Source organism: Qipengyuania sp. CAU 1752 (genome assembly GCF_054482615.1).
Window position 1 is genome coordinate 1727594 of the sequence record NZ_JBTLRE010000001.1, and the last position, 20805, is coordinate 1748398.

The following is a 20805-nucleotide window of genomic DNA, read 5'->3' on the forward strand; positions in this document are numbered from 1 at the left end:
GATTGTTCTGTGGTGGTTCTCCCCAAGCCTGTCGAGAAGGGATTGGTCAGCGACGCGCCAATCGCTCCGCCCTGCCCAACTTTTGCAATTTCGCCAGCAGCATATCACGCAATTTTCCGTCCGAGCTCATCGCCATCGCTTCAACTGAAGCCGGATGGGTTGGCTGTATCGCGAAGGCACGCGCCGCAAACTCGTGGGCCTTTTCGGGCTGATCGAGTCGCAAGGCCATGGCCGACCGCAGCGCAAGCAGCTCGGGGTCGCGGTCGCCCCCAGCCAGGAGCGCCGCGTCGAGCAACAGCGCAGCTCGTGCAGTCTCGCCGGCGTGGTAATAGGTTCGCGCCAGATCAGCCGCCGGTTCCACCGCGCTTTGATGTCCGGCCAAATATTGTTCGAGCAGGACACGGGCGTCGCCTTCGCGTCCAGCGACACGAAGAGCGGCGGCGTGGCGCCTGGCCAAACTCCACGGCTGACGAACCTTGGCTGACCGCTCGTAATATTGCAGCGCCCTCGTGATGTTACCGCCAACCAATTGCGCGTCCGCCGCAAGCGACAGGGCATCCGCCGAGCCAGGAAACCGCTTTCGAAATGTTTCCGCTGCGGCCACGGCGTTCCGCGCCTCGCCATCGACGAGATAACTGCGAACCAACGACAAGGCATCGTCGCCGCTTTGCGGATCGATGATAGTACGGCGATCGAAGGGGCCAGTCGGCTGTAGCGCCACCAGTCTTTCCGATCGGGAATGGGCTGCCAAATCCAATAGCTTGCCCGCATCCTCGCGTTCACCCAGTGCCTCGTGTGCGCGGGCGACGAGTGTCTGGAGATAGGGCGAAGCGCTACTCTGGGTTGCCACATCGCCAAGCCGATAAACCAGTTCGCGATGGCTCCCGCTCATGACGAGTGCACGCGCCAGCAGGTCGCGCGCCCGGCGGTTCTCGGGGCGCTGGCGATAAAGTCGGTCGAATTGCTGGGCCGCACTGGCGTAATTGCCAGTCTCCAAATCGATGATCCCTGAAAGCAGCAGACCCGCCGGCGCGCTGCGGGCAGTTTGCCCACTGCGTGCCAGCAATTTGCGCGCAAGTTCATAGCGGCCCGCACGTGCTGCCAGCACTGACTGGAGATAAAATCCTCGCCAATATGCGGGATCGATTGCGGCAATCCGCCGGACGGCGACGAGCATTTCTTCGGCCTCGCCAGCCTCACCAAGCGTTGCGGCGTATTCGGCCAGCAGTTCGAGCTGATCCGGCCGCGCTGCGATCGCCCTCTCGAACCATGGCAACGCCTGGGCCATCCCGTTCGCATCGCGGGCGAGCTGCCCACGGAACATCAAGGCCTCCCAGTTGTCGGGTCCGTAAGTGACTGCTTTGTCGGCAGCCTCCAGTGCTGCGGTCTGTTCGCCCCCACGATAGCGAAGGCGGCCGATATCGACCCACAAGCGGGCATCCTGCGGGATCCGCGCCAAAGCGCGATCGAAAGCTTGCCCCGCTTCGGCAAGCCGCCCTTCGCGCATTTCTAACATGCCCAGCGCATGGAAACCCCGCCCGGCCGTCTCCGCGCTGAAAGCACCATCACCCAGCCACTGACGCGCTTCGACAGGCTGGCCTTGCAGCAATTCGGATGCGCCAAGATATGCCGCCACGTCCTCGCGCGGGGTGCCGGCCTCCATCATTTCACGCAGCGCCAACTCTGCACCGAAGCCGTCGCCCTCTTCCAGCGCGGCCAGAGCGCGCTGCATGGGTGGCAACTGTGATTCGCGTTCAGCGCAGGCGGCGAGCGCCATGGCTGCACCAATCGCGAGCGCTATCGACCAGCGGATCTCAGGTCTGAAGGTCATATTGCTTGAGCAAATCATAGAGCGTCGGGCGGCTGATCCCGAGCATCTTGGCGGTGCTGGAGATATTGCCCTCGCTGCGAGCAAGCGCGTGGCGTATCACGCGGCGATCAGCCATCTCGCGCGCGGCCTTGAGGTTGAGCACCTGCCCCTCGTCTTCGCCGTCTGCTGTCAGATCGAGGTCCTCGGCACTAATCAGGCGCGTGTCGGCCATGATAACCGCCCGTTTCACCCGGTTCTCCAATTCGCGCACATTGCCCGGCCAGCCCCAACCATCGATTGCTGCCAGGGCGTCTGGAGCGAAACCCTTGACCTGCGGATTCATCTCCGCGGCAAAACGATTGAGGAATGCCTTGGCCAACAGCGCGGCGTCCCCCGGCCGCTCGGCCAGGCCTGGAATCTTCACGACGATCTCGGCCAGGCGATAGAACAAGTCTTCCCGGAACGTACCCTCGCCGGCCATAGCCTCGAGATCCTGATGCGTCGCACACACGATGCGCGTATCGACCACAATCTGCTTGCGGCCGCCGACGCGTTCGATTGTACGTTCCTGCAGGAACCGCAGCAGCTTCACCTGTAACGGGAGAGGTATGTCGCCGACCTCGTCAAGAAACAGTGTGCCGCCGTGGGCCTGTTCGATCTTGCCTTCGGTTGTCTTGACTGCACCGGTAAAAGCGCCCTTCTCGTGCCCGAACAACTCGCTTTCCAGCAGATTCTCCGGGATCGCAGCGCAATTGATAGCGACGAACTCCGCATCCCGGCGGTCGCTGACATCATGCAGTCCGCGTGCCAGCAATTCCTTGCCTGTTCCACTGGCTCCCAGAAGCATCACCGTCGCCCCGGTATTGGCAACCCGCTCGATGGTGCGGGCGACCTTGGCCATTTCCGGTGCGCCTGTGATCAGGGTTCCAAGCACCTTTCGGTCGTCTCCGACCCGTTGCGCAAGCCGTCGGTTTTCCTGCTCGATTGCATGGAGGTTGAAGGCGCGGCGCACGATCAGGCCCAGATCATCGATATCTACTGGCTTGCGATAAAAATCATAGGCGCCGCGAGCTATAGCCTGCAGCGCACTGTCGCGGGCACCATGGCCTGAAGCAACAATCACCTTGGTATCGGGCTTGAGCGACATGATGGCGTCAAGAACCGCGAAACCCTCGCTCGTCCCATCGGGATCGGGCGGCAGGCCCAGATCTAGCGTGACAACAGCCGGCACGTCGGCGCGCAGGGCGGCCAAGGCCTGATCGCGATTGCCAGCGATGACGACATCGAAATCGTCATAGGCCCATTTGAGTTGCGCCTGCAGGCCCTCGTCATCCTCGACGACCAGGAGTTTGGGTTTGGAATCGGCCATTATCAGGCAGCCTCCTGGCTGGAGTTCGATTTCATCACGCGCGCAGCTTCTGCAAGCGGTAGAACAATGGTGAAGCGCGTCCCGATTTCGGGGCGTGACTGGACATCAAGGCGACCGCCCATCGCCTTGATCAATTCGCGGGCCTCGAACGCCCCGATCCCGAAACCGCCATCCTTCGATGACACAAACGGTTTGAACAACCGATGCCGGAGGAAGTCGGGATCCATGCCGCTACCGCTGTCAGCGAGAACAATCGTGCCCGACACCCCATCGGAGCGGATTTCGAGCGTAATCGGCATATCCTGGTCGCTGGCGTCGATGGCGTTCTGCACCAGGTGGACGAGCGATTGTTCCAGTCCCTCGGCATCGGCAAGAACGGTGCATGGATCAAGCCGGGTGAGTGTAACCTTGTGGATGGCATCGAACCGGTCGATCAGCGACCGTGCCATCAAGGCTAGGTTGACCGGGGCCAAAGCAGCGGGGCCGCCGGTGCCATAGCGACCTAGCCGTGCGAGAAGCTGGTTCAACTTGTCTGCGCCACTGCGCAAGGTAACCAGCATGTCGCGGCGGAATTCCGGGTTCTCTGCGTGCTTTTCCGCATTTCGCGCGAGCAGCGAAAGCTGGCTGGCGAGATTCTTGATATCGTGCATGACGAAAGCAATGCGCCGGTTGAAATCGTCGAACTGGGCGCGTTCCATCAACGCGCTCTGGTTCTCATGTTCGGCAATATAGCTGGCAAGTTGGCGCCCTATCACCTTGAGAAGATCGAAATCTTCCCAATCGAGGCGCCGAGGCACCGGCGGTCGCGCCAGCAGGACGGCTCCGGCAAGCCTGTCGAAATGCAACAGGGGGACCAGCACCCATGCCGAAGGATTGGCCAACAATTCCGGCGGTGGTTTCAATCCGATTGGTGAATGGCCCGAACGGATCGCGTCTAGTTCAAGAATGTGCTCCTCGCGTTCCATCGCAGAAGATAAATCTGCAGGCAGGCGCAGCGCGGAACGTCCTTCGCTGGCCCATTTCCAATCGGCCGCCTCTTCCAGCAAGCCGTCATCGCCCGGCAACATCAACAACGCAGCAGGGCTGTTGATGACATCCGCCATGGCCTTTGCCGAACGCTCGTAGAGGCTCGCGTTGTCCCCTCCCGAACGCCCGATTGTCTCGGTAAACCGCATCCATTCCTCGCGGTAGTCATAGCGGTGCTGGAACAGGTGTTTGAGAACGGTGACTCTCAGCCAACCTCGCATACGTTCGGATGGCATCCACAGCAGCGTAACGGTCGCCGCAGCGACCAGGAAACCGATCTGCGCCAAGGGCCCAAGATCGCCTTCAATCAGGGACAGCAGTTGCGCAGCGCCAAACATGACGAGCAGGTAGCCACCGATCAGCAAAAGTGAGAGCGTCTTGAACGCGACACTGTGGCTTGCCCGGATGACGCGACCCGCCAGGCCATTGCTGGCTCCGAGCGCCAGTGGAATTGCCATCATCCCGGCTACCAGTCCCCGCAGCGCACTGAACTCCAAAGCTGGCGATCCAGCAAGATAGGCCACCACGTAGTGATTAAGTTCCACCGCCCAGAAGCCAGCCAATCCGGCGGCGCTCCAACGCAGCACGTCACGCGTTTCGCGCGCGGCCCCGCCATAAAGATTGTGCAGGAGCACCAGCGATCCAATTGCCACCAGGATATGGAACAAGGTGACCGTTTGCCACATCGCTGCGACAGTGACCGCGTCAACTTTCCAATAGGCGCCGAGGTAGATCAGCAAAGGATGCAGCAATTCGACAGTGGCAAGCACCAGCAAGACCGGTCGGACGGCTCTGATGATCTGGTCACGCCCGTCAGCGGCAAACAAGCGATAGATAACCAGCAGCCAGGCCAGGTCGCGCGCGGCTTCGGCAGCGACCGCTGCGTGAGAAGTCGAGCCATAGGCCGCAACAACAGCAGCCCAGAGGCCGGTGAGCATGAGACCAGCGATGGTCGGCCGACGGTCGGATCGCTTGGTAACCGGTTGGCGAGATAGCCAGATAACGGCCAAGGCGCATGCCGCCGCCCCTAACAGGTGCAGAAGGATGCCGGCGAAAGCCCAGAAAGGTGATTGCTCGATCATCGTGCACCTGCCGGCCAGAGGATCACACGGAGGGTCTGGAGCAGGATAAGCAGGTCCAGAAACGGGGTGTAATTCTTGGCGTAGTACAGATCGTATTCGAGCTTGTGGCGGGCATCCTCGATGCTGGCTCCATAGGGATAATTGATCTGCGCCCAACCGGTGATGCCGGGCTTCACCATGTGACGCTCGGCGTAATACGGCATTTGCTGTTCGAGTTCGGACACGAATTTCGGCACTTCGGGACGCGGGCCGACGAAGCTCATTTCCCCTCTCAGAACGCTCCATGTCTGCGGCAATTCGTCGATCCGCACCTTGCGGATAAACCGACCAAGGCGCGTGATGCGCGGATCATGTTCCTCCGCCCATTTCGCCCCGTCCTTTTCCGCGTCTGTTCGCATCGAGCGAAGCTTGAGCACATCAAAGGACTGGCCATACAAGCCAATCCGCGTTTGCCGGAAAAAGGCAGGGCCCTTGCTGTCGAGCTTCACCAGCAGGGCAAACAGGGCGATCAATGGAAATGTAATCAGGAGCAACAGGCCGCTCGCGACAATATCGAATATCCGCTTGGCAACGCTGGAAAGTGTCCTGCCGGCGCTGAACCCGTCCGAAAAGATAAGCCAGCTGGGATCGACCGTATCGAGATCGACCCGGCCTGTTTCGCGCTCCAGAAAGCTGCTGAACTCGTTGACGTGGACCCCTTTGGTCTTGACGCGCAACAAGTCCTTGAGCGGAAGCGAATTGCGTCGTTCCTCGAGCGCGAGGACCACCTCGCTTGCGCGCAAATCGCTGACGAAATGGCCAAGATCTCCGATATCTTCCCGAGCGATGGCTTCGGACAGATTAGCCTTCCCCTGCATCAGTGCGATGTAGGCAACAATGACGAAACCGCTTTCAGGTCGGTCGCCTAATTCCTTGAGCCTCTTGGCGCGCGGCCCTGCTCCCAGAACCACGACGCGCCGCCTGAACGCCGATGTTCCCAGCAGTTTCCCAAGGATCAGGCGATTGATCATCAGGGCGACGGCGCCACCCACCATGGCGTAAAAAAGCGTGGAGCGCCAAAGGGTCGCGCCGGGAAATACGAAGTCGACAACCGAGAGAGCAATAACCGCAAGGCTGATCGCTACCAGCAGCCTGGTTCCGGCAAACTGCAACGATCGCAAGGCTTCCGCGCCATAGACCCCGACGGCGATCATGGCGGTCCATACGACAAGCGCAAATATTACCAACAGGCCGGCGTGGGCACCCATAGGCTCGGGTGCCATTTCTATTTGTGCCGAGCGGACAATCCAAGCAATCTCCCCCGCCAGCAGCAGGAGAGCAAGATCACACAGGCCGAGCAGCATCACGGCGTGCGGAATATAGTGCTTGAACAGGCGGATCATGGCCCTGGTCCGGTGGTCCTTTCAGTGAGGCTCCGGCCTAGGGCAAAGAAATGAAATGTCGGTAAACTTTACAACGACGCGCGATACCCCTCGGGACCGCGCGTCGTGATGGCTAATGAAAGCTTATCAATTGTTATCCAGAGCACCGGCGGCATCCTGCGCCGCTTCGCCAACCTGCCCGGCTGCTTCGCCCACTTGATTGGCTGCATCAGTAATGGCGGTATCCTTGGCGATTTCTGCATTGGAACCCGCGCTGATGAAATAGATGACTGCCGCGACAACGATCGCGAGAATTATCAAAAAGAACCATTTGCCAGCACCGCCGTCCCGCTCACCGTCGTTGATCACGGTGGTGTGCGTGGTGGACGAAGTACCGTCCGGATTTTCAGTACGGATGATGCGCTCTTCGGTCATGGCATTTTCTCCTATCAGCCCAAAACGTCGATCGCGGCCTCACGTTCCCGCGGCAGAAATTTTAAGAGAAGGAGAAAGGGGTGTTCGCTCGCGCCATCCGGTCGAAGGACAAGCCCACCCCTCGTGGAGGAAGTGACCGCTGCCGGCAATCAAGGCGGCGGCAATTGCGGCAGCCGAGGCCGATTGGAGTGGCATCCTCGGCTCGCAGGGAGGTTCCGCGGGCCTGGGCGAGATCACCGGCGAGTCCGGCCTCCAGGCCCAGCACGACAACAAATTGCCCTGCTTCCGCACCATCGGCGGAAGAAACCGCATGAGCCAATGTGAACCAGTGGGACGCCCCACCGGCCCCTTCTTCCAGCACGACTGCCTGGCCGAGCCAACGATCAGAGCGCTCGAAAGCGCGATGGACGAACCATAGCGGACAGCTGTGCTCTGCTTCGAGCAAGGTCGCTCCACTGGCACCGGTAAACCGCTTAGAAAACTGCCCCGCTCGGTCGACGCGGGCCATGAAGAATGGCAGCCCGCGCTGGCCAACCCGCTGGAGCGTCGTCAGGCGGTGAGCAACCTGTTCAACGCTCGCCCCGAACCGCCGCGTCAACACTGCTATGTCGTAACCCGTCGCGTCGCAGGCGCGAAGGAAGCGGCCATAGGGCATGATCAAGGCCGCGGCGAAATAACCTGCCAGATGCCGTTCGAACAATTTCCTCGCCGCTTCATCGGCGAAGGAGGGGCCAGAGGCAAGATTGGCGATGGCCTCACCTTGCTCGAGCTCTGCGATCTGCAACGCCAGCTGGAAAGCGCGCGAGGATGGCGGAAGCATTTCCGACAATTGCACTTGCCGGGCATGGAAATCGAGCCGACGGATCGCATCAGGCATGACTTCGCGAGGCAGGATGCGGATGGCGAGCTGGTGCTTCTCGCGCAGGCGCTCGGTCACGGCGAGCAGGAAATCTCCGCGTGACAGGCGCATTTCGTCAGCCAGCTCTTCTGCCGCATTGTCGAGATCTGCAAAGTGATTGCGCCAGCGCTCGATCTCGCGGCGCGAGGCGACTAGGGGATCGTCGCCTTGTTCGACATCGACAGCCTTGGAATCGAACAATTGCGCAAATGCCGCCGCTGCATGGGGGGCACTGGCAAGAAATTCGGCAGCCTCATCGCGGTCGATTCCCAGATTGGCAAACCGTTCATCGCCGAGTCGTCGGTATAGGCCATCGAGTCCGCCGATTGATTCGTCTTCGCGCAGGCGACGTGGATCGAAGTCGAACTGATCGACAAGCTGCACAATAACGCGGGCCGAGACAGGGCGCTGGTTGCGCTCCATGAGGGTCAGGTAGCTGGATGATATCCCGAGCCTCTGGGCCATGGCAGCCTGCGTCAGCCCCTCGCGTTTGCGCAATCGGCGCAGGGCCGGTCCAGAGAACAGCGAGCGGTCGACCATTGTCACTTTCCTTACATGGTTACAACAATCTCTGCATTAGATACCGCGAAAAGACAACAAAGTTTGTAAGTTTTCCTGCCTTTGAGTCCCTGCCCGTGTTTTAAGTGTGGCAACAGACCTTCCCCAGACAGGAGAACCCCTCGTGACTTATCAAAACGCCATCACCGAATTGCGCGGCACCATCGACAAGGCTGGTAAGCCTTGGGATGCAATCGATGCCGAAGCCGCTGCCCGCATGCAGGTTCAGAACCGCTTCCCCACAGGGCTCGACATCGCCCGCTATACCGCGCGCATCATGCGCGAGGACATGGAAGCTTATGATGCCGATCCCGCAAACTACACCCAGTCGCTGGGTTGCTGGCACGGGTTTATCGCACAGCAGAAGATGATCTCCATCAAGAAGCACTTCGGCAATACCAAGAGGCGCTACCTCTATCTGTCTGGCTGGATGGTTGCCGCCCTGCGCAGCGAGTTCGGCCCCCTGCCCGATCAATCGATGCACGAGAAAACAAGCGTCCCGGCACTCATCGAGGAAATCTACACTTTCCTGCGCCAGGCCGACGCCCGCGAGCTGGGCGGCCTGTTCCGCGAACTCGATGATGCCAAGGACGCCGACGACGACGTCAACACTCAGCGCCTTCTCACGAAGATTGACGAGCATGAAACGCATGTCGTCCCAATCATCGCCGACATCGATGCCGGTTTCGGCAATGCCGAGGCGACCTATCTGCTGGCCAAGAAAATGATCGAGGCCGGTGCCTGCGCGCTACAGATCGAAAACCAGGTTTCTGACGAGAAACAGTGCGGTCACCAGGATGGCAAGGTCACCGTACCGCACGAGGACTTCCTGCAGAAGATCCGCGCCATTCGTTACGCCTTCCTCGAACTCGGCGTTCCCGACGGCATTATCGTTGCCCGTACCGACTCGCTCGGTGCCGGCCTGACAAAGCAGATCGCCTACACCAGGGAGGCCGGCGATCTCGGTGACAAATACAACAGCTTCCTCGACTGCGAGGAAGTCGCCCCGCAGGACATGAAGAACGGCGATGTCGTTCTCAACCGCGACGGCAAGCTGTTGCGTCCCAAGCGCCTGCCTTCGAACCTCTACCAGTTCCGCGCCGGAACCGGCGAAGACCGCTGCGTTCTCGATTGCATCACCGCGCTGCAGAATGGTGCAGACCTGTTGTGGATCGAGACCGAGAAGCCGCATATCGGCCAGATTGGAGGAATGGTTGACCGGATCCGTGAAGTCGTTCCCAATGCCAAGCTGGTCTATAACAACTCTCCCAGTTTCAACTGGACGCTTTCCTTCCGCCAGCAGGTTTTCGATGCCTGGAAAGCCGACGGCCGCGATGTCAGCGCATTCGATCGCGACAAGCTGATGAGCGAACAATATGACGCCACTGAACTGGCTGCTGAAGCCGACGAGCGCATCCGCACTTTCCAAGCCGATGCGGCGCGTGAAGCCGGCATCTTCCACCACCTCATCACCCTGCCGACCTATCACACGGCTGCCCTGAGCACGGACAACCTGGCCAAGCGCTACTTCGGTGAGGAAGGCATGCTCGGCTACGTCAAGAACGTCCAGCGCGAGGAAATCCGCCAGAGCATCGCATGCGTCAAACACCAGAACATGGCCGGTTCCGACATCGGCGATGATCACAAGGAATACTTTGCCGGTGAAGCTGCCCTCAAGGCAGGCGGCAAGGATAACACCATGAACCAGTTCGAAGCAGCGTAAGGAGAGGCACGATGACCGAAGAAACAACCGCGCCGAAGGAACCGGGCCGGGCTCGCGCCCTGCTCTCGACAGCCGACTTCAAACTGCTGCGACGGGCCCTCGAAAGTCATGCAAAGGCGACCGAGGACCGCGACGAGCTGGCCAAGATCAATGCCCTGCATCACCGCCTTGGCAATTACGGCTGAGGCATAGCAACCAATCTCCTGGGGAGGAGATGACGGCCGTCGGAGCAAATGCTTCGGCGGCCGTCCAATTTTGCTTAACCCGTTGCCGCTATAGCGCGAGGCATGGTCCGCAAAGCCAGAAAAACGAAAAAGAGCCCGGTGCAGCTTTACAAGCACTTTGCAGTCGTGACGATCGCTATCACGGCCGTCGTGGGCGTGTTCGCTGATGGCGAGGCCCAGAATGCCATAGCTTCACACCAGGCTGAGAAGGCCGAACGGGAAAGGCTCGCCAAGGCCGAAAAAGCCTCGCGCGGCAACCGTCGACTGATCAAGTCGGGCGAAGACACGGGCGGGGGTGGAAGCTTTGGTCCGCAGACCTCCCCGGGCTTTTCGTTTGCCGGTAGCGATACCAGCAACACCGATAGTTTCGTCATTCGCGACGCTCAAGGCGCATCGGATACGCCGGTCTGGCTCAAGCTCGGGTTGACGAAGGCCGAGTGGAATTCACTCAGCGAAAGCGAGCGCGAAGACCTCGCAGCGGGGGTCGACCCTAAGGCGCCCAGCGTCGCTGCGGTAGAAGCGGCAGCGAGCCGCAAGCTTACCGCCGCTTCGCGTAGCCGGTCCGGCGGGCTCGACGCCAGCTTTGCCGGCGGTTCCGATGCGCCGGGCAGCGAGTTTTAACCGCCCCGTCGTGCAAAGATATCGAGTGTCGCCGCCGTCAGCGCCTCGCTGGCGGTTGCAATTACCTTTTCAGCATCAGGGGCCCAGAAAGGGCTGTGCAGCGAAGGCAGGCTCGTTTCGCCGCGTTCAGCCGCTGCGAACTCGTCGTGCGGAACGCCGCCGACCCAGAAGATCAGCGATTCGATATTCTCGCGATCGGCGCGGTAGAACTGGCCGAAATCCTCGCCTCCCATCACCGATGGCACCTGCATCACCCGATCCTCGCCGAAACGGGTGCGGAGACCAGCCATGACCTGCTCGGTAAACTCGGGCGTATTGTAGGTCGACGGGGTATAGGGTTCCTCGATCGTCACTTCGGGCATCCGATCGTCGGGAACGCCGGCAGCAATGGCCTCACCCCGGACAATGCGCTTGATGCCATCGAGCAAAAGCGCCCGCGATTCATCGGAATAGGAGCGCACTGTCAGTTGCAGGCGCGCCTCGTCGGGAATGATATTGTGCTTGGCCCCGGCCAGGAAGCTGCCGACGGTGACCACTGCCGGATCAAGCGGCGAACTTTCGCGGCTTACAAGCGTTTGCAGCTTCATGACGATCGCGCTCGCCAGAACGATCGGATCCTTCGTTGTGTGGGGATAAGCGCCGTGGCCGCCGACGCCCTTCACGCTGATGTCGACACTGTCGACATTGGCCAGTGCGTAGCCTGGTGAATAGCCGATCATCCCGGCCGGAAACTGTGCAGCGTCGTGGAAGCCGAGCACGTAATCAGGCTTGGGAAATTTTTCGAACAGGCCGTCTTCCAGCATGGCAAGCGCGCCCAGCCCCAGCTCTTCAGCGGGTTGCAGTATCATCACCAGTGTACCCGCCCAGTCTTGCCGGCGCTCGGCCAACAATTGCGCCGCGCCGACCCAGGCCGCCATGTGCGTATCATGGCCACACGCGTGCATGACGCCGGTCGTCACCCCTGAGGCAGGAGTGGCGGTTACCTTCGATGCATACGGCAAACCGGTCTGCTCAACTACCGGGAGCCCATCCATATCTGCCCGTAGCATGACGGTTGGCCCCTCGCCGTTCCGCATCACCGCGACGACACCGGTCTTGCCGACGCCCTCCGTCACTTCGAAGCCCAGCGCACGGGCTCGTGCGGCAAGTTTCGCGGCGGTTGCGACTTCCTCGAAACTCAGTTCGGGGTTGGCGTGCAGATCCCGGTAAAGCTCCATCAGAGCAGGCATGTCTTCGGCAAGATCCGTGCGAATGTCGTCGGCACGCGCGTTGGCCGGGATGGTCGCAAATGCCAGTGCCGCTATGCTTCCGATTGTCGCAATTCGCATGGATATTCCCCCTAGAAATTCAGGCGTGACGAACGCCCGCGCCTTGTCTTGGTTACAAACGGTAAGTCAGTGCCAACAGGATCGACAATGTCGTCACCATCAGCAGGACCAGCGGTACCCCCGTGCGGACGTAGTCGCCGAAATTGTATGACCCTTCTGCCATGATCAGCATGTTGGTTTGATATGCAATCGGTGTTGCGTAACAAAGATTGCACCCGAAGAGAACGGCCAGGACCAGCGGCTCCGCGGGCATGCCCAGAGTATGGGCGATGCTGAACGCGATCGGTGTGCCGACCGTGGCCGCCGTGGCGTTGGAGGCAAAATTGGTAAGCACGGTCACGAACAGCATGATGGCCGCGATGACCGCTGCAGGGGCGAGGAATTGCAGGCCATAGGACAGAACCTGCCCAAGCCAGTCTGCCGCCCCGCTTTCATCTATAATCCGCCCCAGGGCGATACTTGCTGCGACGAGCACGATGACTTGGCCCGACAGCGCCCGTCCAACCCGGTCGAACTTTACACAGCCGGTAACGAACATGAGAATGGCACCGGCCAGCGCGGCAATCGCAATCGGCAGGAAGCCGAACGCAGCGAGACCGACCGTTCCGCCCATGATGACCGCTGAGAGCATGGCCTTGGAACGGCGCGGCAATTCGCGCACGCCTTCGAGGATCAGCAGGCTATCGCTGCGAGCAAAATCCTGCAGATCGCTCTCGTTCCCCATGACCAGGAGCACATCGCCCTCAGCCATGCGCAGGTCGCCGCCGTCACTATAGGTATCGCGCTGCCCGGCGATTCGCTCCGGCCGGTGAATGCCGAGCACCGCCACGCCAAAAAGATCGGCGATACCCGAACTCGGCAATGTCCGATTGATTAGGCGCGAATCGGCGGTAACCGCCATTTCAGAGACAAGGATGTCGCTCTTGTCGGCGCTCGCCTTGCGCCGGATCTTGTCCAGCACCCAGGACGGAGCCACTTCGCTGCCGAGCGTACGCATCGCTTCTTCGAGCGCATCATGCGTCCCGGATACATGCAGCCTTTGTTGCGGACTGATCGCGCCTGTGACCGTGTCATGGAAGGTCAGGTCGGACGGGAGTGTCGGAGCAACCTCCGCCAGTTCCTTGCCGGCCAATACGCTTTCGTCGCTGATCCGCAAACGGGTGTGAAAACGGCGTTTTTGATGCGGATCAGTTACCGTGTTGTCCCGCAGCAAGCGCGGCATCACCAGCCACAAATACGGCAGCGCGATGGCCGAAGCCAGCAGGACGATGGGGGTGAAGTGAAACACGCCCATCTGCCGCATTCCCAGATCGACCGCGATCGAAACCACCAGGATATTGGTCGAGGTCCCGATGGTAGTTGCCAGTCCGCCCAGCAGTGATGCTGCGTTGAGGGGAATGAGGGTTTTTGACGCAGGCAAGGCTCCGCGTGCAGCCAAGGTAACGAAGATCGGTATCAACAGCACCAGTACAGGAGTGTTGTTGATGGCCATCGACAGCACGAAAGCGATCAGCAGGCTGATCAGCAAGCCCAGTTGCAGATTGTATTTGAAGACCGATTCGAGCAACCGCGCCGCTGGTTCCAACGCGCCGGTCACAACTAGCCCTCGTCCCATGACCATCAGGGCGCAAATAGTGATCAAGGCGTAGTGGCCGAAACCGGCGAATGCGAGCACCAGCCCGTCCTGGGGGTCAGCGCCTTCGAGGGGGAAGAAATACAGGCCGACAGCGATCACAGCGATGGTCAGCAGGGAGATGATCTCCACCGACATCTTGCCCCTGGCAAAGCCGATGAACATCGCGATCGTCACGGCCATCGCTGCTAGCGCGTGGAAGGATGGAGCGGCGATCATGCCGATGCAGGATTATCGCTCAGGCCAGCAACAGGCAAATCCTAATATGACTGCTAGGGCGTTCCCTGGGGTTCCTTGACGACAAGCAGGCCTGTAATGGCCAGCAAGGCGGTCGTCGCTGTCCCCGCCGCACCGGTAGCGAAGACAAGTTCCATGCCGTTGGCCATGCCATAGATGCTCAAGACAGCCGCCGCGAGCCCGCTGGCGACACATGCCCAGCCCAGCCCCTTGGCCAGAGCACCGGGTGCGCCAGTGGCCGCCAAACCGAGGCCGACTGCGGCAACACCCAGCATCATCTTGCCATGGAAATAGAGAAAGAAGGCTCCATTAAGCACGGTTTTGAAAACCTGCTCATCCGCCGCCTGCTGCGCCTGCGGAAATTCGAGAAGCCCCATGCCAACCTGGATCAGGTTCACGAGGCCTGCAATCGCCACCGCCGACCAGACCAGCGGCATCGTGCTGCGTGCGGCCAGCGGGAGCGCAGCCCAGGCGACGAGCGAGAACAACACCATCTCGCTGGTCCAGGTGATCTTGCGCAACACCGCGCTATCGCTCGGAGAGACAACGCCAAGGTAGAACAATTGCGTCGCGACGGTTGCCAGCAAGGAAATCGAAACGACGACGACTGCGCCGCGAAGTGTGAAAGTCATGGCGTCAGCCTCTGCAGTTCTGGAACAGATATGCCGGAGCTCCGGCAACAGCTGTTCGCGCCCGGCAGGGGCATGGTTACACCGTTAGGCATGGAAAGGAAGATGCGCGAGTGGTGCCCCTGGCCCGACTCGAACGGGCACTTCCGTAGAAAAGCGATTTTGAGTCGCTCGCGTCTACCAATTCCGCCACAGGGGCACTGCGCGAGCGAGCGCGGATAGCGGCGCCTGCTCGATCCCGCAAGTTTACTTCAGTGAATTCGCCACCAGTTTGTGCAACCTCGAATGCAGGACATCGTTGGCCGCCAGCACCTGCTCCGCAAGGATAGACTGCGAACGACCGCGAAAATCGCTCACAAAACCGCCAGCTTCGCGTACCAGGAGGCACCCTGCTGCGGTATCCCAGACATTGAGCCCGGTTTCCCAGAACCCATCAAAGCGCCCAGCGGCCAGCCATGCAAGATCGAGCGAAGCTGCACCGTAGCGACGGATGCCGGCCACTTCGGGGCCGATGGCGCCGAATATCCTGCTCCATTCGGCGAAGTCGCCGTGGCCCTGGAAAGGAATACCGGTCGCAATCAGCGCTTCTGAAAGCTGCCGACGGGCGGAAACGCGGAGCCGGCCATCATGCAGCCATGCCCCACGGGTCTTCTCGGCCCAAAATGTTTCGTCGGTGATTGGCTGGTAGATGACCCCCGCCGTCACCTCGTCCCAGCCTGAACGATCAAGCTTGGGCTCCTGCACCGCGATGCTGATGGCGAAATGCGGGATTCCGTGAAGGAAGTTGCTGGTCCCGTCGAGCGGATCGATGATCCACCGTGGCTTGTCCTTGTCGCCTTCGATAACGCCGCCTTCCTCCAGCACAAAACCCCAATCGGGGCGCGCATGGAGCAATTCGTCATAAATGGTGCGTTCGGCAATTTGATCGGCCTTGGAAACGAAGTCGGCCGGCCCTTTACGGCTGACCTGGAGGTGTTCGACTTCGCCGAAATCGCGCCGTAGCTTGCCGCCTGCCTTGCGGGCGGCTTTTTCCATGACGCGAATGATACCCGAGAGGGCTGACATAAAAGTGAGTCTTTCTGTTCTAGTCGAAGGCGACGCGGATCGAACCGGCTGTCAGTTCAATCTCGCCCCAACCGCTGTCGACATGTGCATAGTCCTCGGCAATCGTGGCCGAGAAAATTTCGCTAAAGTCCTGGTCCTTGCCGTCTTCGACCTTCTTCTTGCGGAGCCGCAAATCCTCAAGGTCGGAAAAACGCACGAAGCCCTGCCTGAAACAGCCGTCCGCCCCCTCGTCTGGCTCGGCATAATCCGGGTGGCCGGATTCGAGCCGGAATTCCATCTCCAATGTCAGCGACTTGTCGTCGTAGATAACGCCGAGAATAAAACTGTTGTCGAGATCGACCTGGGTCAGCTTGGGATGTGTGTCAGACATGGCTTGCTCTTGTTCGAAACGGGTCAGCCGGCCTTGCCGACGTAGCTCTGTTCATAGACATCAACGACAATACGCGTACCGCTTTCGATATGCGGCGGCACCATGATCCGCACGCCGTTGTCGAGCACCGCGGGTTTGTAGCTGGAAGATGCGGTCTGGCCCTTCACCACGGCATCGGCTTCGACGATATCGGCTTCGATCTGCGACGGCAGCTGCACGCTGATGGGCTTTTCTTCCCACAGTTCGAGCTGCACCTGCATCCCGTCCTGGAGGAACGGGCGCGCATCGCCAAGAAGGTCGGACGGGAGCGTGATCTGCTCGTAGGTTTCCTGATCCATGAAAACCAGCATATCGCCGTCTTCATAAAGAAACTGGAATTCCGTGGTGTCGAGCCGCACCTTCTCGACCGTGTCGGCGCTGCGGAAGCGGACGTTGGTCTTGCGGCCATCCTGCAAGTTCTTCATCTCGACCTGCATGTAGGCCCCGCCCTTGCCGGGCTGGGTATGCTGGATCTTGGCGACCTTCCAGATGCCGCCTTCGTATTCGAGGATATTGCCGGGACGGATGTCCACGCCGCTGATTTTCATGTCGAAAGAGCCCTGCAGGTTGATATCGTTTATGGTTGGCGCCAAGCCGCCACAATAGGGTGCCGCGCCCGGATGCCTGTCTTCGCAGCGGCCTTTAGCTCGCCAGTCAGGTCCGGGCAAGGTCGGTGGAGCTAACCGGTCTGCCATGGTAGGGGCATGAAGGTGAAATACTCGGCAATCATACTGGCGGCTGGTGTGGGTGCGCTCATGGCGTCGCTGGCTGCGCATGCCGCGGGACCACTCAGCACCCTGCCGGTCGGTCGCTACGAATGCTCGTTGCCCGGGGATGCCGGTGGCGCCCCATGGATTCCCCTCGAGGACAAGAGGTTCTCGATAAAGAACGCCTCGCGCTACCTCAGCGCCGAAGGATCGGGGACCTACCTCCTCTCGGGTGATGATCTTGTATTCACGCGCGGACCGATGAAGGACGAGCGATACAGGCGGGTCGGGACGACCATGCTGCGTAGGTTGAACCCTGATGGTTCGCTTGACCGGATGCGTTGTGTCCGCACCGGTCCCCTGCAATAATATCTAGCGCTTAACTCCAGTCAGAAGCGGATAGGGATTGATCGCATTGGCCGGCTCCCACCACTCCGCGTCTGTAGTCGTTCGGAGTATGGCAAAATGCAGATGCGGCGAATCTGCGCTGGCATTGCCGGTGCTCCCGACAGAGCCGAGACGCTGCCCGCGCCGAACGCGCTGGCCTTCCCGCAGTCCCTCGGCATATTCGGACAAATGGGCGTAATAGTGGATTGTCCGCCGGTCAGGAGAGCGGACATAAATGGTCGTCCCTCCAGCGCCTGACTGAAACAGTTTCTCGATGGTCCCGGGCGCGGCTGCCCGCACCGTAGTGCCCTCGGGTGCCATGATATCGATCGCCTCATGCAGTTGCGAACTGCTGTCGCGCGAGGAAGTGAAGGTATCTGTCAGGTCGGCAGCCCTCACGTTGAGGACCGGGATAATGAGATTGGCTGAATCCTCTCCGCTAGGCTGCGAGGCGGTGTCGGTATCGAGCGCGCTGGCGACCTCGGTCGGCATTTCGGCAAGCGTTGCCGGAATTTCGCCTGGTGCCGCTTCAGGCTCGGGACTGGGTGCCGCGTCTGCCGGACGGACAATGTCGCGCTGGCTGTCGCTGGAAGCCATGTCCATCAGGCTGCCCCCGGCGACGATCCAGACCATTGAAGTCAATGTCGCTGTAACAACAATGGTCAGAAGGCGATCAAAGAATTTCATGAATTGTCCCTAGCACTTATCGTAAGACTTGCGCGAACTTCTTGATCGCTTCCACTTCGTCTCCACCCCATACCGATCCCGAGACTGCGAGGAAGTCAGCTCCGGCTTCGACCAGCGGCGTGCAGTTTTCCGGCGTGATTCCGCCAATGGCGACGCAGGGCAGTTCGAACAATGGCGCCCACCATTCGAGCAAATCCAGGCCAGCACGGTGCTCCGTTTCCTTGGTCGGCGAATCGAAGAAGGCACCGAAGGCGACGTAGTCAGCGCCAGCCTCCCCCGCAGCCATTGCCAAGTGACGCGAGGCCTTGCAGGTGACGCCGATCTGGGCCTCGCGGCCAAGCCGCTCGCGCGCCTCGGCAACAGTTCCATCTTCCTGGCCCAGATGGACACCATCGGCCTTCAGCCTGTCGGCTAGCGCAATGTCGTCATTCACGATGAAGCCGACCTCGCGCTCTGCACAGATGCTCTGCAGGGGGGCGGCGAGCTTGGCAGCCTCGTGCTGGTCGACATCCTTGACCCTGAACTGGAACGCAGTGGCAAGGCCCGGCCCGGCATCGAGTGCCCGGACGAGACGGTCGGGAAAGTCTCCGCCCACGTCGAGCGGCGATATGAGATAAAGTTGGCAATCAGTCATCGGCGCGCTTGGTAGTGCCAAACGAACCTCCCGTCGATATTCAGATTGCCGCAATCTACCGACGCGCTATTTTCGGGAACGATGATCCAAAGATTTCGCTTTATCGCCGCCATGCCCCTAGTCACGTTTGCCCTTGCCGGCTGCGCCGTCGTTCCTGATGCGCCCAATGTCGAAGGCACGCCGCGCACCGAGCTGACGCCGGTGGCGCTGGGCCAGCCCGTTTACGCCGGATCCGTCGTCGTCACTCCTCGGCGGGTCGTCGAAGACAGCCGATGCCCCATCAACGCTCGATGTGTCTGGGCAGGTCGATTGATCGTCGAAACACGGATCGACGGCGGCGGTTGGCGCAATACGGCGAATATCACGCTTGGCGAAACCTACGGCACACACGGACATGTCATTGCACTGACCGCGTCCTCGCCTGAAAAAACCACTCAAGACGACATCCAGCCTAGCCAATACCGCTTCGTCTACGAGGCTCGGTAAGACGCAATCACCAACCAAGGGGCCAGTGTCTGTAGTTGGGACAATGCGAACAGCCCGGATGCGGCGAACTGCTTTTCAGAACATAATGGCTTGAAGGAGTCATGCCATGTCATTCGCCCTGTTCCTCGCAAGCGCCATTGCCGGCGCTTCTCCACCGTTCACCACGGTCGAAGACGTTCCGATTTTTCGGCGAGTCCAGGTTACCCCCGAAATCAGCGTCGTAGCTTTCGGCGTCATCAAGGATTCGCGTTGCACAGACCCGACATTCTGTTTTCGCGACGACTCGCTGCGGGTCGCCGCGATAGTCTCATATCGCGGGAGGGAGCGTGAAATCGTACTCGACTGGGATAGCCCGGTCCAGGTGGGGACGGGCGAACTTTATCTGATGTCGGCGGGTACGCCTGCCAATCCGAACGGGGCAATCCGGCTCGAGAAATACCGCCTCAAGCTCGGATATCGCCCGTTCGTCTCATAGCGCGGTTCAGCCCGCCATCGAAGCAGCAAAAATACGGTCGATCGCCTTGCCGAGGACGGCATCGAACTCGGCATCGCTCTGGCTCTTGCGCAGGTCTTGCAACAATCCACGGCTGAAGCTGGCAATCATACCCTTGTTCTTAGCCAGTTCCTCGCACGCTTCGCCGGTCGAATAACCGCCCGAAAGCGCCACTACGCGCAAGACCCTGGGGTGCTCGATTAGTGGAAGGTAGAGATTGGCCTCAACCGGAATCGTCAGCTTCCAGATTACCTTCTGGCCTTCGGGCACCCGCTCAAGCTGTTCGAGGGCATTTGCGAGCAGCATTTTCTCGGCCTCCGCGCGCGAACCGCTTTTGAGGCTCGCTTCGGGCTCGAGGATCGGTACGAGTCCGTTGCCAAGTATCTGCAGGCCGAAATCCATCTGTTGCGAGACGTTCTGGGCCACGCCCTTTTCGTTGGCTTCGTGGATCACAGAGCGCATCTTGGTGCCGAAAACGCCCAATTCCTTCGCCCGTGCGCATGTCGCGTCGAGTTCGGGCATGTCTTTCATCAACTGAACGCCATCGGCTTGATCATGCATGCCCTTGTCGACCTTCAGGAATGGCACAACGCCCTTGGAGCGCAGCCGCTCCGGGATCGGCATCCCGTCCGGGTTGCAGCCCTCCATGGTCTTTTCGAACAGGATTGCGCCGACGATCTTGTCGCCGTTGAAGGCAGGGCTTTCGACGATGCGGCAACGCATGTCGTGGATCATGGCGAACATTTCATCGTCGCCTGACCACTCGCTGTCTTCGACACCATAGCCTTGCAGAGCCTTGGGGGTCGAACCGCCCGACTGGTCCAGCGCGGCAATGAAGCCGTCAGCGTTGGCGATCTTGGCGGTCATCTCGTCAAAGTTCATGGGTGTTCTCGTCCTGTCGTCATGGATGCAGCGTGCATACGAATGCAGGCGCACTTACCGAGCACTGCGGCAGCTCGCAACATCGCATCGGTCCCGTTTGCCGGTTTCACGTGTTGAACTC

Annotated in this window: 21 protein-coding genes and 1 tRNA gene; 6 read left to right on the forward strand and 16 right to left on the reverse strand. The window is 60.4% G+C overall.

Going from position 1 to position 20805, the window contains the following annotated elements:
* Positions 1-46 precede the first annotated feature (46 nt).
* The 6 genes from ACXYL9_RS08430 to ACXYL9_RS08455 all read right to left on the reverse strand — a co-directional run bounded on the left by ACXYL9_RS08430 (position 47) and on the right by ACXYL9_RS08455 (position 8521).
* Positions 47-1831 (reverse strand): tetratricopeptide repeat protein, encoded by a 1785-nt coding sequence (locus ACXYL9_RS08430; protein ID WP_459039134.1) that lies wholly within the window; start codon positions 1829-1831, stop codon positions 47-49.
* On the reverse strand, positions 1815-3179 hold the full coding sequence (gene prsR / locus ACXYL9_RS08435; RefSeq protein WP_459039135.1) for a PEP-CTERM-box response regulator transcription factor: 1365 nt from the start codon (positions 3177-3179) through the stop codon (positions 1815-1817). Before prsR ends, ACXYL9_RS08430 begins: the two co-directional genes overlap by 17 nt.
* 2 nt (positions 3180-3181) lie before the next feature.
* Entirely contained in the window at positions 3182-5287 is a 2106-nt protein-coding gene (gene prsK, locus ACXYL9_RS08440; protein WP_459039136.1) for an XrtA/PEP-CTERM system histidine kinase PrsK, read from the reverse strand.
* On the reverse strand, positions 5284-6669 hold the full coding sequence (locus tag ACXYL9_RS08445; RefSeq protein ID WP_459039137.1) for a TIGR03013 family XrtA/PEP-CTERM system glycosyltransferase: 1386 nt from the start codon (positions 6667-6669) through the stop codon (positions 5284-5286). Before ACXYL9_RS08445 ends, prsK begins: the two co-directional genes overlap by 4 nt.
* A 126-nt stretch (positions 6670-6795) precedes the next feature.
* Positions 6796-7083, reverse strand: coding sequence for a hypothetical protein (locus ACXYL9_RS08450; protein ID WP_459039138.1), 288 nt, complete (start codon positions 7081-7083; stop codon positions 6796-6798).
* Between the two features lie 61 nt (positions 7084-7144).
* On the reverse strand, positions 7145-8521 hold the full coding sequence (locus ACXYL9_RS08455) for a helix-turn-helix domain-containing protein (protein ID WP_459039139.1): 1377 nt from the start codon (positions 8519-8521) through the stop codon (positions 7145-7147).
* 142 nt (positions 8522-8663) lie between these two features.
* On the opposite strand from ACXYL9_RS08455, the gene ACXYL9_RS08460 reads away from it, so the two are divergent.
* From ACXYL9_RS08460 to ACXYL9_RS08470, 3 genes are all read left to right on the forward strand, one after another.
* A complete protein-coding gene (locus ACXYL9_RS08460) occupies positions 8664-10262 on the forward strand; it encodes an isocitrate lyase (protein WP_459039140.1) in 1599 nt (532 codons plus the stop codon).
* An 11-nt stretch (positions 10263-10273) separates the two neighbouring features.
* The gene (locus tag ACXYL9_RS08465; protein ID WP_459039141.1) at positions 10274-10447 is read left to right on the forward strand and encodes a hypothetical protein; all 174 of its coding nucleotides are present in this window, start codon (positions 10274-10276) and stop codon (positions 10445-10447) included.
* 138 nt (positions 10448-10585) lie between these two features.
* The gene (locus tag ACXYL9_RS08470; RefSeq protein ID WP_459039142.1) at positions 10586-11107 is read left to right on the forward strand and encodes a hypothetical protein; all 522 of its coding nucleotides are present in this window, start codon (positions 10586-10588) and stop codon (positions 11105-11107) included.
* On the opposite strand, the gene ACXYL9_RS08475 is transcribed toward ACXYL9_RS08470, so the two are convergent.
* From ACXYL9_RS08475 to efp, 7 genes are all read right to left on the reverse strand, one after another.
* A complete protein-coding gene (locus ACXYL9_RS08475) occupies positions 11104-12435 on the reverse strand; it encodes an amidohydrolase (RefSeq protein ID WP_459039143.1) in 1332 nt (443 codons plus the stop codon). The genes ACXYL9_RS08470 and ACXYL9_RS08475 overlap by 4 nt on opposite strands.
* Positions 12436-12487: 52 nt before the next feature.
* A complete protein-coding gene (locus ACXYL9_RS08480; protein WP_459039144.1) occupies positions 12488-14287 on the reverse strand; it encodes an SLC13 family permease in 1800 nt (599 codons plus the stop codon).
* 53 nt (positions 14288-14340) lie between these two features.
* Positions 14341-14937: a hypothetical protein gene (locus tag ACXYL9_RS08485; protein ID WP_459039145.1), complete on the reverse strand. Its 597-nt coding sequence runs from the start codon at positions 14935-14937 to the stop codon at positions 14341-14343.
* A 111-nt stretch (positions 14938-15048) separates the two neighbouring features.
* Positions 15049-15133, reverse strand: a tRNA-Leu gene (locus tag ACXYL9_RS08490).
* A gap of 47 nt (positions 15134-15180) precedes the next feature.
* On the reverse strand, positions 15181-15999 hold the full coding sequence (locus ACXYL9_RS08495; protein ID WP_459039146.1) for an inositol monophosphatase family protein: 819 nt from the start codon (positions 15997-15999) through the stop codon (positions 15181-15183).
* A 19-nt stretch (positions 16000-16018) separates the two neighbouring features.
* The gene (locus ACXYL9_RS08500; RefSeq protein WP_459039147.1) at positions 16019-16369 is read right to left on the reverse strand and encodes a hypothetical protein; all 351 of its coding nucleotides are present in this window, start codon (positions 16367-16369) and stop codon (positions 16019-16021) included.
* 23 nt (positions 16370-16392) lie between these two features.
* Entirely contained in the window at positions 16393-16956 is a 564-nt protein-coding gene (efp, locus tag ACXYL9_RS08505) for an elongation factor P (RefSeq protein ID WP_459039148.1), read from the reverse strand.
* Positions 16957-17112: 156 nt separating this feature from the next.
* On the opposite strand from efp, the gene ACXYL9_RS08510 reads away from it, so the two are divergent.
* Complete coding sequence (locus tag ACXYL9_RS08510; protein WP_459039149.1) at positions 17113-17484, forward strand: elongation factor P; 372 nt, start codon at positions 17113-17115, stop codon at positions 17482-17484.
* A gap of 3 nt (positions 17485-17487) precedes the next feature.
* Here the strand turns inward: ACXYL9_RS08510 and ACXYL9_RS08515 are convergent, their stop codons facing one another.
* Together ACXYL9_RS08515 and thiE are read right to left on the reverse strand one after the other, a co-directional pair.
* Positions 17488-18189 carry a M23 family metallopeptidase gene (locus ACXYL9_RS08515; RefSeq protein ID WP_459039150.1) on the reverse strand — a complete coding sequence of 234 codons (702 nt, stop codon included), beginning with the start codon at positions 18187-18189 and terminating at the stop codon, positions 17488-17490.
* Positions 18190-18205: 16 nt separating this feature from the next.
* A complete protein-coding gene (thiE, locus tag ACXYL9_RS08520; RefSeq protein ID WP_459039151.1) occupies positions 18206-18823 on the reverse strand; it encodes a thiamine phosphate synthase in 618 nt (205 codons plus the stop codon).
* An 81-nt stretch (positions 18824-18904) separates the two neighbouring features.
* On the opposite strand from thiE, the gene ACXYL9_RS08525 reads away from it, so the two are divergent.
* Entirely contained in the window at positions 18905-19309 is a 405-nt protein-coding gene (locus ACXYL9_RS08525; RefSeq protein WP_459039152.1) for a hypothetical protein, read from the forward strand.
* A 106-nt stretch (positions 19310-19415) separates the two neighbouring features.
* The gene (locus ACXYL9_RS08530) at positions 19416-19784 is read left to right on the forward strand and encodes a hypothetical protein (RefSeq protein WP_459039153.1); all 369 of its coding nucleotides are present in this window, start codon (positions 19416-19418) and stop codon (positions 19782-19784) included.
* 6 nt (positions 19785-19790) lie between these two features.
* On the opposite strand, the gene ACXYL9_RS08535 is transcribed toward ACXYL9_RS08530, so the two are convergent.
* Positions 19791-20684 carry a fructose bisphosphate aldolase gene (locus ACXYL9_RS08535; protein ID WP_459039154.1) on the reverse strand — a complete coding sequence of 298 codons (894 nt, stop codon included), beginning with the start codon at positions 20682-20684 and terminating at the stop codon, positions 19791-19793.
* Positions 20685-20805 lie beyond the last annotated feature (121 nt).